The 12,354-nt window shown below is 48.0% G+C and carries 12 protein-coding genes and 1 pseudogene; 5 read left to right on the top strand and 8 right to left on the bottom strand.

Features of this window, described 5'->3' with window-relative positions:
* Position 1 precedes the first annotated feature (1 nt).
* From gshA to LG204_RS00755, 4 genes are all read right to left on the bottom strand, one after another.
* Positions 2–1,279, bottom strand: a complete 1,278-nt coding sequence (gshA, locus tag LG204_RS00770; RefSeq protein WP_230335485.1) for a glutamate--cysteine ligase — start codon at positions 1,277–1,279, stop codon at positions 2–4.
* A gap of 418 nt (positions 1,280–1,697) precedes the next feature.
* On the bottom strand, positions 1,698–3,137 hold the full coding sequence (locus LG204_RS00765; protein WP_230335484.1) for an ammonium transporter: 1,440 nt from the start codon (positions 3,135–3,137) through the stop codon (positions 1,698–1,700).
* Between the two features lie 12 nt (positions 3,138–3,149).
* Positions 3,150–3,488, bottom strand: a complete 339-nt coding sequence (gene glnK / locus LG204_RS00760; RefSeq protein ID WP_013443291.1) for a P-II family nitrogen regulator — start codon at positions 3,486–3,488, stop codon at positions 3,150–3,152.
* A 97-nt stretch (positions 3,489–3,585) separates the two neighbouring features.
* Positions 3,586–4,410 carry a TorF family putative porin gene (locus LG204_RS00755; protein WP_230335483.1) on the bottom strand — a complete coding sequence of 275 codons (825 nt, stop codon included), beginning with the start codon at positions 4,408–4,410 and terminating at the stop codon, positions 3,586–3,588.
* A gap of 242 nt (positions 4,411–4,652) precedes the next feature.
* Here LG204_RS00755 and LG204_RS00750 point away from each other — a divergent pair, with 242 nt between their 5' ends.
* The 3 genes and pseudogenes from LG204_RS00750 (at position 4,653) to LG204_RS00740 (ending at position 6,975) form a co-directional block, all read left to right on the top strand.
* Positions 4,653–4,919, top strand: a complete 267-nt coding sequence (locus tag LG204_RS00750) for an accessory factor UbiK family protein (RefSeq protein WP_230335482.1) — start codon at positions 4,653–4,655, stop codon at positions 4,917–4,919.
* A 9-nt stretch (positions 4,920–4,928) separates the two neighbouring features.
* Positions 4,929–5,156 (top strand): annotated as a pseudogene (locus LG204_RS00745) (magnesium chelatase domain-containing protein); the annotation flags it as partial.
* A 52-nt stretch (positions 5,157–5,208) separates the two neighbouring features.
* Positions 5,209–6,975: a hypothetical protein gene (locus LG204_RS00740; protein ID WP_230335481.1), complete on the top strand. Its 1,767-nt coding sequence runs from the start codon at positions 5,209–5,211 to the stop codon at positions 6,973–6,975.
* Positions 6,976–7,163: 188 nt separating this feature from the next.
* Here the strand turns inward: LG204_RS00740 and LG204_RS00735 are convergent, their stop codons facing one another.
* Positions 7,164–8,072, bottom strand: coding sequence for a LysR family transcriptional regulator (locus LG204_RS00735; protein ID WP_230335480.1), 909 nt, complete (start codon positions 8,070–8,072; stop codon positions 7,164–7,166).
* A 139-nt stretch (positions 8,073–8,211) separates the two neighbouring features.
* Here LG204_RS00735 and LG204_RS00730 point away from each other — a divergent pair, with 139 nt between their 5' ends.
* Positions 8,212–8,985 (top strand): SDR family oxidoreductase, encoded by a 774-nt coding sequence (locus LG204_RS00730; RefSeq protein WP_230335479.1) that lies wholly within the window; start codon positions 8,212–8,214, stop codon positions 8,983–8,985.
* A 228-nt stretch (positions 8,986–9,213) separates the two neighbouring features.
* On the opposite strand, the gene LG204_RS00725 is transcribed toward LG204_RS00730, so the two are convergent.
* The gene (locus tag LG204_RS00725) at positions 9,214–10,104 is read right to left on the bottom strand and encodes an oxidoreductase (RefSeq protein WP_230335478.1); all 891 of its coding nucleotides are present in this window, start codon (positions 10,102–10,104) and stop codon (positions 9,214–9,216) included.
* A 121-nt stretch (positions 10,105–10,225) separates the two neighbouring features.
* A complete protein-coding gene (locus tag LG204_RS00720) occupies positions 10,226–10,933 on the bottom strand; it encodes an EamA family transporter (RefSeq protein WP_230335477.1) in 708 nt (235 codons plus the stop codon).
* A 231-nt stretch (positions 10,934–11,164) separates the two neighbouring features.
* On the opposite strand from LG204_RS00720, the gene LG204_RS00715 reads away from it, so the two are divergent.
* Positions 11,165–11,344 carry a hypothetical protein gene (locus tag LG204_RS00715; RefSeq protein ID WP_230335476.1) on the top strand — a complete coding sequence of 60 codons (180 nt, stop codon included), beginning with the start codon at positions 11,165–11,167 and terminating at the stop codon, positions 11,342–11,344.
* A gap of 32 nt (positions 11,345–11,376) precedes the next feature.
* Here the strand turns inward: LG204_RS00715 and LG204_RS00710 are convergent, their stop codons facing one another.
* Entirely contained in the window at positions 11,377–12,312 is a 936-nt protein-coding gene (locus tag LG204_RS00710) for a sensor domain-containing diguanylate cyclase (RefSeq protein WP_230335475.1), read from the bottom strand.
* Between the last annotated feature and the right edge of the window lie 42 nt (positions 12,313–12,354).

Below are 12,354 nucleotides of genomic sequence, written 5' to 3'. Positions count from 1 at the left end.
ATTATTGGTCTGGGTCGTGTTCTTGCAGCTCAATTGCCGCTGCCAGCAAGGCGAGTCGCGCGACCACGCCATAGGCATAGAAGCGATTGGGTGGTGCATCAGGCGCACCCGCACAGTCGGGAAGAGAGCATGGTTTCTCGAAGGCCAGCGGTTCGAAGTGCATGCCCGGCGCATTGAGGTTTTCGTCGATGCCACGGCCAGTATGTACGCGGTAAAAACCGCCCACCACAAAATGATCCATCATGTAGACCACAGGCTCAGCAACCGCATCATGGATACATTCAAAGGTGTATACCCCCTCTTGCAGGATCACCTCTGATACTTGCATGCCTTCTTTGACCACAGCCATTTTATTGCGCTGCTTGCGGTTGAGGTCTTTGACATCGTCGGGGCTTTTCACGGTCATGATACCCATGCCGTAGGTGCCTGCATCGGCTTTTACGATGACAAAAGGATCTTGCTCAACCCCATACTCGGCGTACTTGATCCGAATTTTGGCCAGTAACTGATCCACTTTTTCCGCAAGCTCGGCTTCTCCCACGCGCGCATGAAAATCCAGGCCGCTGCAGGTATCAAAGTATGGGTTCAGCAGCCACTCATCAATGCCAAGCAGGTTGGCGAAGTCTTTGGCAACGCGGTTGTAGGCACTGAAGTGCTGCGATTTGCGGCGGGTGGCCCAGCCAGCATGCAAGGGGGGGATCAGGGTCTGTTCCAGACCCTGCAGGATCTCCGGCACGCCACCGGATAAATCGTTATTGAGCAGAATGGCGCAGCTGTCGAAATCATCCAGCACCAGGCGGTTGCCTTTGCGTTGTACTGGCTCGAGCAGGATGCTGCCGCCATCGTGAGTTTCCAGATGGGTGGGTTCGGTAATCTCGGGGGAAATGCTGCCTATCCGTACCTCCAGGCCAGCATGCCGCAGGATATTGGTCAGTGCTGCCACATTGCGCAGATAAAAGGTATTGCGCGTATGGTTTTCAGGAATGACCAGCAGACGCCTGGCATCCGGACAGATCTTCTCTACGGCGCTCATGGCGGCCTGCACGCAGAGGGATAAAAATTCTGGATTAAGGTTATTGAATCCGCCGGGATAGAGGTTGGTATCTACCGGGGCCAGTTTGAAACCCGCATTGCGCAAATCAACCGACGCATAAAAGGGAACGCTGTATTCCGCCCATTGGCTACGGAACCAATGTTCGATTTGCGGCATGGCTGCCAGCATGCGTTGCTCAAGGGATAACAGGGGGCCAGTCAAGGCCGTTGTGAGATGAGGGACCATATTCAATCAAATTGTATGAGTCCGTAGGATTTTAGCTTAGTTGCATCCATCTGCCTAAAAAAAACGGGCGCAGATTGCGCCCGAAGAGGAGGAGATAATGCATGGAAACCGAGCAATAAAATGTTCTTAACACCGAGGTGTGGAGCAATTTATGCCTAGTCATACATAAGCAAACGCTGTGCCAGCTTTTCTGCCTCCATTTTGGGGCCATTCTCTGAGTATGAATAGCTTCTCAAAGCTAAAAATGTGCATTTGTGCACCATTGATGTGCAAAACCAAGCAGCTGCCTATCATGCCAACCGGAACGAGATTAGATGCTGGGCTGTAAGAGGAGTTGGCTTTTGATGGAGTCTAGACAATAAAAAAACGGGCGCATTGCTGCGCCCGTTTTGACTAACTGCTACTTAAGCGTTAAGGCTTAGTAGTGGTAAGCACGTTCACCATGTTCAGTGGTGTCCAGACCTTCGCGCTCGGACTCTTCGCTTGCGCGCAGGCCGATGACGATGTCAACAATCTTGAACAGGATGTAGCTGATCACGCCAGTCCATACCACAGTGATACCTACTGCGATGGCTTGGGTTGTCACTTGCTGGCTCATGGTCACGCCTTCAGCATAACCAACGCCGCCGAAGTCTGCAGACATCAGTGCACCCGTTGCAATAGCACCCAGGATACCAGCAATACCGTGTACGCCGAATACATCCAGAGAGTCATCATAACCCAGAGCATTTTTCAGCTTGGTAACGGCCCAGAGGCTGATGAAGCTGGCCAGGAAGCCGAGGATGATGGAACCCATTGGGCCGATGAAGCCGCAAGCAGGAGTGATGGCAACCAGACCAGCAATCGCGCCAGAAGCAGCACCCAACATGCTTGGTTTGCCCTTGAACAGCCATTCAGCAAATACCCAGCCAACAACAGCAGCGCCAGTAGCCAGTTGTGTATTGATCAGAACCAGACCAGCAACACCGTCAACAGCCAGTTCGCTACCTACGTTGAAACCGAACCAACCCACCCACAGCAGGGAGGCGCCAATCAGCGTCATCACCAGGTTGTGTGGAGGCATGGCTTCTTTGCCGTAACCAATGCGCTTGCCGATAACCAGTGCACCCACCAGCGCTGCAATACCAGCGTTGATGTGAACAACAGTACCACCAGCAAAGTCCTTAGCGCCGTGACCGTTAAACAATGGGCCAGCATCGCTCAGCAGACCACCGCCCCAAACCATGTGGGCGATAGGGATGTAAACGAAGGTCACCCACAGTGCCAGGAACAGCAGTACAGCTGGGAACTTGGTACGCTCGGAGAAACCACCAATGATCAGGGCTGGCGTAATGGCAGCAAAGGTCAGCTGGAAGGTGATGAAGACATACTCAGGGATAACACCGCTGAGGCTGTCAGGCGTCACACCTGCCAGGAAAGCTTTGCTTAATCCGCCGACAATCGCATTCCCTTCCGAGAAGGCCATGCTGTAGCCATACACGGCCCACAGGACGGAAATCAGGGAGAAAGCAACGAATACCTGCATGCCAACGGACAGCATGTTCTTGGTGCGAACCAGGCCGCCGTAGAACAGTGCCAGGCCAGGTACGGCCATCATCACGACCAGTACGGTAGCTGTGATCATCCAGGCAGTGCTGCCGGTATCCATTTTTGGTTCTTCAGCAGCAGCAGCCGGTGCTGCTTCTGCGGGAGCAGCTGCTTCAGCGGCTGGCGCTGCTTCAGCTGGGGCAGCAGCAGGTGCCGCCTCGGTGGTGGTGGCTGCCGGAGCTTCATCTTCGGCAAAACCAATGGTGCTGGCGCCCAGTGTGCCCAGGCCCAACATACCAACTAATGTAATCAGAGATAAAAATCGTTTCATGGCTGTCCCCTATTAGAGCGCGTCAGGACCGGTTTCACCGGTGCGGATGCGATAAACCTGCTCAAGATCAAAAATGAAAATTTTGCCATCGCCGATTTTGCCGGTGGTGGCGGATTTCTCAATCACTTCAATCACCTGATCGAGCATGTCGTCCTTAATGGCGACTTCGAGTTTTACTTTTGGCAGAAAATCGACGACATATTCGGCACCACGATACAGCTCGGTGTGGCCCTTTTGACGTCCAAAACCCTTGACTTCAGTAACGGTGATCCCCTGTACGCCGATGGCGGAAAGAGCCTCCCGTACCTCGTCAAGCTTGAATGGCTTGATGATCGCGGATACGAATTTCATGCGTGTCTCCTGATGAGTGTTGAAAGTGATGAGGCGGGTTGCTCAGCCGCCTCATCCCAGTTTAACTAAACAATTTAACCTTGAGGGTTAAATGAATTTAGAAGGTTTTTTGAACGAAGAACGTGAATGCATCACGGCCCAGGTTGCGGTTGTTGGTACCAGCATTTTTCCAGCCGTCGTCACCAGCATCGGTGCCGGTGTAGTAACCACCAACGTTAACGCCGTTAGCCCAGGTCTTAACTGCACCCAGTTTCCAATCGGTGTAGGTATATACCTTGTCGTTGTCGAGGCGAGTTGCACCGGCAGTGGATGTGCCGTCAAAGTACTGATAACCAACGTGAGCGATCAGCGAGTAGCCAGTGTCAGCGAATGGGTACAGAACGTTAGCTTCAACATAGTTGGAACCGCGACCATCTTCAACACCGAAAGCACCCTTGGAAACAACATAAGAGTTCTTTACAGTGATCCAATTCCAGCCCAGAGCACCGTAGATTTCAGTGGTGTTTGGATCGGTCAGGCCAGCAGCGCCCAAGCCACTTTCCTTGGAACCTGGATAGAGGTATTGCAGGGCACCGATGTCATAAGTAATGCCAGTGTCGCCAATGGTATTCTTGTAGCCACCGTAAACGTCAACTTCAAGGCTGGAATCTTGCTTGTAGCCGCCATCCTTTACCCAGCTAACGTTAGAACCCCAGGAACCCAGGTAGAAACCGCTGGAGTGGGAGTAGTCAACGCCGCCTTGCAGAGCTGGCTCGCGACCAGTTTGGGTCAAGCCACGGAAGATGTATTGGCTATAGAGGCCAATGTTGTAAGAGAAAGTGTGTGGCGAAGTAGCTTCTTCAGCGGCAGCGTCGGCGGCCAAAACGGCAGCAGGTGCTGCGAAGGTGCCAAGAACGGCTACCAGTAAAAGCGATTTACGCATTGAATTTCCTTTCAGAGTAAAAAAACAACATAAAACGAGCAACAAACATAAAGCAACACTCGTGCCAAAAAGACAAAGCACGGAAAAACATTGAGTTACAATGCTAAAGTAATGAGCTGGGTGAAACAATGAGAGTATTTCCTTGTTTACAATAATTTGCGGCACCCCTATGGTGCGTTTACAGTTGTATGCGCGCACTGAATAACAGCCGATATGGCGTAATGGATGGAGGTAAATGAAACATGAACACTGATTTTTTGAATGACTTGTCGTTGAAAATAAAGGAAATTTCAAAATCATCCCCATTGGGTGATCTGGAAAAGAATTTGAATGCACTATTACAGGGCGCATTCACCAAGTTGGAGCTGGTTTCTCGCGAGGAATTTGACGTACAGGCCGATTTGTTGCGGGTTGCAAGGCAACAGCTAGGTGAGGCGCAGCAGAAGTTGGAAAAAATGGAACAAAAACTGACAGAACTTGAAGTTTTGTTGCAAAAAACCAACAGGTAGGTCCCGAATATGTCACTTGCGGTCATCAAAAGTCGTGCATTGTGTGGCATGGATGCACCACCTGTGGAGGTGGAAGTACACCTGGCAAATGGATTACCCAGCTTTACGATCGTCGGTTTACCCGAAGCTGAGGTGAAGGAGAGCAAGGACAGAGTGCGGGCTGCCTTGCAGACGGCGCAGTTCGAGTTTCCTGCTCGCCGCATTACGGTCAACCTGGCGCCCGCTGATCTGCCCAAGGCCCAAAAAACCTCGATAAATGTAAATGTTCCACGATATTTGAAAGTATGCCGTGGTATCTGATAGTGATATTTCGGGCATTCGTCATCAAAGCCTTGCGCAACAAGGATTTTGGCGATTAGTTTGGTATGGGAAATTAGATCAGTTGGGTCCTTATGAGGGAAATGCGAAGATCATAAAAGCGTATTTACAAAAACTTACTGATAAAGGATCAAGCGGCCTTTCCCGAGCTAGCGTTAGTGGCGAATATCAAATTGTAGATATGCCCATTGGCGAACTTGCAAGAATACCTATCGGAACGGTGATTAAAAATGGTATCCCTCAATCAGCACCTCTGCCTTTCTTTGAGAAGGAGTTAAAGGAAAAGCTGAATTTTGCTGAAAACAATATCGAAATCATCGATCGATATACTTTTGATCATGAGAAAAAACTAATAATTCCGAATAAATCTGGCTTGGAGAAGTCTGATTATCAGGCAAACCAATTTTTTCTAACTGTAGGTGAGCCGGATAACAAATTTCGCTATATCGTTCCTTGTACGGAGATATTTCGCTTTTTCTACGCGACCTCAAGCGTTATGGCCAATGCTTTTTTATCGGGAGCGTTCTTAAATCCCAATATTGATTTATGGGATGCTGAGGCCTCAAAGCTGAATGATAAAAAGGCATTAATATGGTTGCGAAAGGGGATGTTGGATGCAGATGCACATTTCCTTGCACGATTTGTATGGAATGAGTTTGCTCTGAAGCGAGCGAAGGAGATATTTATTAAAGGTGCCGTTTATCATAAAAACGAGCGGTACTCTCGGATGTTGTATGCAAGGCCGCCCATTGATGGTCAAGTAGAGTTTACTTTTAGGTCTCGTTCCTTAGGGAATGGAAGCCTTTTAATTACACGGTTGCTGAAATGTAACTGGATACCAAGTGAATACACCGAGTTGAAATGGGGGCGGGATAATGGTCACAGCCGGGATCGAACTGAAAAAATCAATATTAATTCAGAGACTTTGAAAGCGAGCACCTGGCCAAGAGCATACCCAGGGCGCTTGGATGAGCTCGAAGAGTTGGTTCCTGACAACCCAAACTCTATCTTTGGGAATTTCCAAATCGAGGAAAATGAAATAGCTGAGCGATTCCCGGAGCTCGTTAAAATCCAGACAAGCAAAATATTCAAAGAAAAAAGTCTTGAAAATCAAAAACGTGAAAAACCTAAGAGATTTGTAAAAAAGGTCGTCACTGCTTCGGTATTGCCGAGAAGCACCTCAAAGTCGACAGTAGGTACAGCGCATATCAAGGGTTTAATACCTCATGTGACAAATACTGTTGAAACAATAGAAACTGAAACTCAAGTTAGCTTCCGGGAAAATTTGGAAGTTTTGCATCATTTAAAACGAATAAAAACACTTAGCTTGGCCAGCGTCGATTACATGCTTGTGACTCAGCCGGAGAAAGCGCTCATTGATGAGGTCGACTACAACGTTTTGGGAGGTGGAAATATCATCAACAATTGGATTTTCCTTGATAACCCACCGAGAAGAATTAGGCGCACTGTCTTAATAGCAAAAATCACCAATCATAATCAGAGGACGCGCTATGTAATTGAGGTTCAGCATAAGCGAGCGAAGGAATCAGCGACCATAATAATTTGGGATGAGAATCAAGGCGAGATTTCGAGTGATGCGTTAAAATTTATTCTAAATAAAATGGCACAGTTAAAGTCGACCGATGTGCCGTTGCCTAGTGGATTACAGGAAAAGAGGGTTAAGCATACTTTTCAAAAGAACGAACATGAGAGGTTCCTTGCGGCTGTTTTCAACTGATTTTTCCCTCCATCCGACTCGAATTACGATGCAAACTTTCCTTTGCCAGCCACATTACTTGACGTAGCCAACCGTAATTAAATATTCTCAGGTTAAGAAAAGTTAGCTCTGGGAGAAATTCCATGAGCCGAGGCAGCTTCCTATCTCTGTACTAACTCAAGATATGAGATTGCTATCTAAATGACTAGTCAGAAATTTATTTTTCGCTCTATTAGGCTTCCCACCCATTCAATAAATATTCTAACTCTGGGCGAAAGATGCTTACGATGCGGATATAGTGCATTCACAGGAAGTGGGGCTGGGCGGAAGAGGGGCATCACTTCAATCAATTGTTTTTCTTCAAGCAGGTTTCTAACATCGAAAGCTGGTACTTGGATTAAACCTAAGCCTGCGACTGCAGACGCTATATAAGTTTCAGCCGTGTGCACGCTGATGCGGCAGGGGATTGGTACGGACTTTTGCAACCCATCGCTATCTAAATACAGCCAATCGGTTTCCGTTGCATTTAAGTTGCCATTACGTTTACTACCGTAATGGACGGCAGTGTGGAAAACTAAATCATCGATAGTTTCTAGTTTGCTGTTCGCTTTCACATAACTGGGGCTAGCGCAGTTAATCATTTCGACCGTCCCAAGATATTTGGCTACGAGGCTATTTTCCGATAATGGCCCTAACCGAATGGCACAGTCGACCCCTTCTTCAATTAAATCAATAATTCTGTCGTCCGCTCCCACAGTGATATGAAGCTCTGGATGGCGGGCCAAAAAATCTGGCAAAGCAGGTATTACCACTCTTCTGGCAATGCGGCTCGGCAAATCAACATTCAACTTCCCAATTAAAGGGGCTGAGTTCGCCCGAAACTGATGATGCAGGGCCTCGAATTCGTCAAGCAGCATATGAGCACGCTCTAAAATAGAGAATCCATCTTGAGTCAGGCTGAGCTTTCGGGTTGTACGTTGCAATAAGCGAGTCCCAACCGCTGCCTCTAGCTGGGCAACTGCCGCAGATACAGTCGCTCGTGGCAAGGCCAAATCCTCAGCTGCCCTACTGAAACTTTTCAACTCAGTAACTCGGATGAAAATTTTCAGTGTATCCATCCTATCCATAGGCCACCTGCATTGTTAGCGATTTATAGATTATCTATCCAAAACTTAAGAATTGTAATCACCAATCGTTCAGGTGAATATTGAAAAAAAGTTGTAGGTATACCTTTATCTTAACAATGGAGATTTAACAATGGCATCACGAACACTCAAAAACAAGGTTGCTGTAATCGCAGGCGGGGGTAAGAACTTGGGCGCATTGATTGCGCAGCAATTTGCAGAATCAGGGTTGCGTGGCGCGGCCATTCATTATCACAGCGCATCATCAAAATCAGATGCCGACAAAACAGTGTCCATACTTAAAGCAGAAGGCGTCGATGCTTTCGCCTTTCAAGCTGACCTGTCAATTGCGGAAAATAATGCAAAACTTTTTGATGAAGCATTGAAACGGTTTGGGCAGATAGACATTGCGATCAATACGGTGGGAGTGGTAATCAAGAAGCCAATATTGGATGTGACAGAGGTTGATTTCGATCAGTCATTTGATGCCAACGCGAAAGCTGCTTTCTTTTTTATTCAGCAAGCCGGCCGCACACTTAGCAATGGCGGCAGTCTTGTTACCATCGTAACTTCCCTGCTGGCCGCCTACACTGATAGCTATGCTATTTACCCAGGCAGTAAAGCCGCTGTGGAGCACTTTACGCGCGCGGCATCAAAAGAATTTGGTTCAAGAGGGATAAGTGTCAACGCAATTGGGCCAGGCCCAATGGATACTCCATTTTTCTATGGGCAAGAAAGTAAAGAAGCGGCGGCCTATCATGCTTCAGCAGCAGCTTTGAGTGGGTGGTCACGAAAAGGACTTACTGATATCGAAGACATTGCACCGATTGTGCGTTTTTTAGTAACTGAGGGGTGGTGGATTACCGGGCAAACCATTTTTGCTAACGGCGGCTATACCACTCGTTAATTTTCAATGATCGATTAGAGCAAAATGAAAATTCTTCACATTGAAAATGGCAATCCAAGCATTTCCCAGTGCGGGCCTCCTCATGGCTATTTCTTGGATCATAAATCTTTATCGTTGTCCTAGCGGGCTTCTACTCCTCATTTATTTTTCTGGGTTGCTACTTATTTTTTGGATGACTAGAAAAAAACAGCAACCACCTTAAAGGAGGTGGTTGCACTTTAATAAGCATTAACCAGGGCCTTCACTTGCCGCTACCAAAAGGGGCACAATCAAATCACTAATAGGTGTAGGAACTCCATGCAGTCGGCCGAGTCGCTGAATTACTCCGTTCCGGCAGTCCCATTCGAGAGTGCGACCAGCTTGGCGGTCGGCAAGAATGGAAGTGCCTAGGTCTGCCGGAGAGTGACGGAATTTCTCCACGATTTGTTGCGGCACTTCATCGCCTAATATTGCTCCTTCCGCGCGAGCAACTTCAAGGCACTCCCATAGATAGGCTAGCGATAAACTATTAATGTCCGCTCTGGAAAACATGCCAGCACGGCGGCCCGTTAAAACCATTAAACCCGCCACCGCATTTTGTAACAGCTTTTGCCAAGCGATTGATGTGAAATTTCCCGCAACTTCAACCGAGCACCATGTGCCACTTAATGCGGAGAGCACCACGTTGGCTGCTGGTGTGTCCGGTAAGGTAAGGCGGGCTTTGCCACGTAGCCGCACCAAGGCATCTGCTTTTCGTTCAGCAGGAAACCACACCACTGATGGTAGTAATGAGCTGCCGGATAAATATGGCGCGAAGAGGGTTTTCTGCTCGATGCCGTTTTGCAGGGCGCAAATTACTGTCCGAGGGCCACACAAGGCAGAAAGCCATGGTCCGATGGCCTCAGTCTGTGTTGTTTTGACCGCGACAAAAACTAGATCGCATGTATTTGTGATGCTGGCCGGATTAGTCAGCACGGGCCCAGGAACAACGATACGGCCGCCATCGGAAACTAGCTCTAAAAACTCATGCGCCGTGCGTCCGCAAATGGTTGGCGTACGTCCAACCTCATGAAGAGCCGCCGCTATGGTCGTGCCGATCGCACCTGGACCAACAAGTGCGACGGTTGGATATTCAAGCATACTTATCCTTTCATAAAAGTCATCGCGTCCTAACAGTCATCCGTGACCATTGGTCACATCTCGCTAAATATATAAAATATTTTCATCACTCTTTTGAGATGAGCTGTAAATCAGGCAGCCATCAGCCAATGATTATTATGCCTAAGGCGATTGCTGTGCACGCCAATACCTTTCGGACACTAAGCGTCTCGCCAAGAAAAAAATAACCAATGAATGCGACAAATAGGACACTGGTTTCGCGTAATGCCGATACGGCACCCATGGGAGCAACGGACATTGCATAGATGACAATGCCATAAGCCAGAAGGGAGACCAGTCCGCCGATAAAGGCAGGAATGAATCCTGCACGAATAGTAAATAAGCTTTTCGCGTCGCGCATGCCTATATACATCGATAGCATTAGGATGCCCCATAAGGCACACATCCACATTGTGTATGCCATCGGAGCGCCAGATAATCGCACACCTATACCGTCAATCACACTGTAAGCGGCAATGAAACATCCAGTCCCCAAGGAATGGGCGACACCAGTAGTTCCCAGTTTTTTTCCAATAAAGCTCAAGGAAATAATGCCACCTGATACCAAGGCAATTCCAAGAAGAGCGCTTGGGCCGATACTCTCACTCGCAAAAAATGAAGCTGCGAGGGTGATAATGATGGGTGAGGAACCACGTGCAATCGGATAAGTTTGCACGAGCTCGCCTACTTGATAACTCCTAATAAGAAAAAGGTTGTAACCCACATGCAGTCCTGCTGAAAGTGCTGCATAGATCCAACTAGCTTTGGCGGGTGGATTTAAAAAGACAGCGGCTGGAGCACTGGCTATCACGATTGAGAGGCACATGACCGTCATTGACCAAAGTCTGTCGACTCCGCTACGTAGGAGTGCGTTCCAAGCTGCATGTAGAAGGGCTGCGAAGAGTAATAGTAGAACGACGTGAGTTGGCATGGAGGGAGCTAGGCGCATGAATCAAACGATATTCATCTGACAACAATCAGGCACTACTGTCATTTTATATAGATTATTAGGGCGGACCAGGGTGTGTTTTAAGGAATGACAATGACCCATCCAGAGGTACTTATTGAACTAGATCTGCTGACTAAGAGATGGCAAGCCGCAAAGCTTGCGATGATTACTGCCGAAGACGAAATCGATGCAGAAGCTCGCATGGCATTGGAAAATGGTGGGCCAGCTCCAAGCCGGGCCCTGCGCGAAACAATGATGGATTATCGCAACTAAAGAGTGGGAGGCGCGTAGCGCGCTGGACGAGTTTATCGCGGAACAGTTTGGCTGAAAGCCGTCCAACATCCTCTGCCTTTACCTTTTGATTCATATAGCGCTTCATCCGCCGCCATAAAGAGTTTATAAGCATTGGGAGCATCAATGGGAAACTCCGCAATACCTAGACTGCATCCAATGTTAATGGCTATGCCATTGACATGAATAGGCTCATCCATGAATTTTAGAATTTTTTCACAGACGAGGATTGCGTCTTTATCTTTTACATTACTCAATATCAGCGAAAACTCATCCCCTCCAAGCCGGGCCACGTTGTCAGTGGCTCTTAGCGACTGCTTAAGCCTGCCAGCGAACTCCTTCAATACAGCATCCCCAGTCTGATGCCCGTAAGTATCATTTATAGATTTGAAATGATCCAGATCAGCCAAAACTAACGCCAGATGTTTACTTTCGCGGTTTGCCATCCATATCTCATGCTCTAGATGAGCATCAAAGGCCCGTCGATTAAGCAAACCTGTTAGTGGACAAGTTTCTGCAAGTACTTTGCTCTCTTGTTCCGCCGCCTTCCGCTCAGTGATATCAATAAAAGTGGCAAGAGCTAAACCTGCTTTAGGCAAAATGACACCAGAGTGTTCTGCTACTTTTTGAGATCCATCTTTGCAAATCACCACTACCTCTAGAACAGGAATTTCATATGCCATTTCAGGAGGGGCATGTATATACTTCATCCACTCTGAGGTAGTTAATTGGCGTTGCTCTTCAGTTGGATAAGCTGTAGCAATCCAGTCTGGTATAGTTGAAAAGTCTCCCTTCACATAACCGAATGTTTCAGTAAACTTTGCATTCATGAACATAATTTCACCGGTTTCGAGAAGTGCCCACGATAAAGGAACTGGCAGAGAGTTTAGTAGCGATTCAAGCTGCTCAATGGATAAGCCGGACAGTGCAGAATGGCGGGGGTAGTCCATGGTCATGCCTCCGTGAACTCAGATTAAAGTTGATTTCTAAAC

The organism is Methylovorus menthalis, from assembly GCF_020523625.1.
GTDB classification, from domain to species: domain Bacteria; phylum Pseudomonadota; class Gammaproteobacteria; order Burkholderiales; family Methylophilaceae; genus Methylovorus; species Methylovorus menthalis.
The sequence above is the reverse complement of the archived record's forward strand: the minus strand, read 5'-3'. Positions and strand labels throughout refer to the sequence as shown.

What these genes read in the sequence shown, in the direction of transcription:
- LG204_RS00735 (WP_230335480.1), bottom strand. Translation starts at nt 8,072, where the DNA reads ATGGATACACTGAAAATTTTCATCCGAGTTACTGAGTTGAAAAGTTTC.
- gshA (WP_230335485.1), bottom strand. Translation starts at nt 1,279, where the DNA reads ATGGTCCCTCATCTCACAACGGCCTTGACTGGCCCCCTGTTATCCCTT.
- LG204_RS00755 (WP_230335483.1), bottom strand. Translation starts at nt 4,410, where the DNA reads ATGCGTAAATCGCTTTTACTGGTAGCCGTTCTTGGCACCTTCGCAGCA.
- LG204_RS00715 (WP_230335476.1), top strand. Translation starts at nt 11,165, where the DNA reads ATGACCCATCCAGAGGTACTTATTGAACTAGATCTGCTGACTAAGAGA.
- LG204_RS00725 (WP_230335478.1), bottom strand. Translation starts at nt 10,104, where the DNA reads ATGCTTGAATATCCAACCGTCGCACTTGTTGGTCCAGGTGCGATCGGC.
- LG204_RS00710 (WP_230335475.1), bottom strand. Translation starts at nt 12,312, where the DNA reads ATGGACTACCCCCGCCATTCTGCACTGTCCGGCTTATCCATTGAGCAG.
- LG204_RS00765 (WP_230335484.1), bottom strand. Translation starts at nt 3,137, where the DNA reads ATGAAACGATTTTTATCTCTGATTACATTAGTTGGTATGTTGGGCCTG.
- glnK (WP_013443291.1), bottom strand. Translation starts at nt 3,488, where the DNA reads ATGAAATTCGTATCCGCGATCATCAAGCCATTCAAGCTTGACGAGGTA.
- LG204_RS00750 (WP_230335482.1), top strand. Translation starts at nt 4,653, where the DNA reads ATGAACACTGATTTTTTGAATGACTTGTCGTTGAAAATAAAGGAAATT.
- LG204_RS00730 (WP_230335479.1), top strand. Translation starts at nt 8,212, where the DNA reads ATGGCATCACGAACACTCAAAAACAAGGTTGCTGTAATCGCAGGCGGG.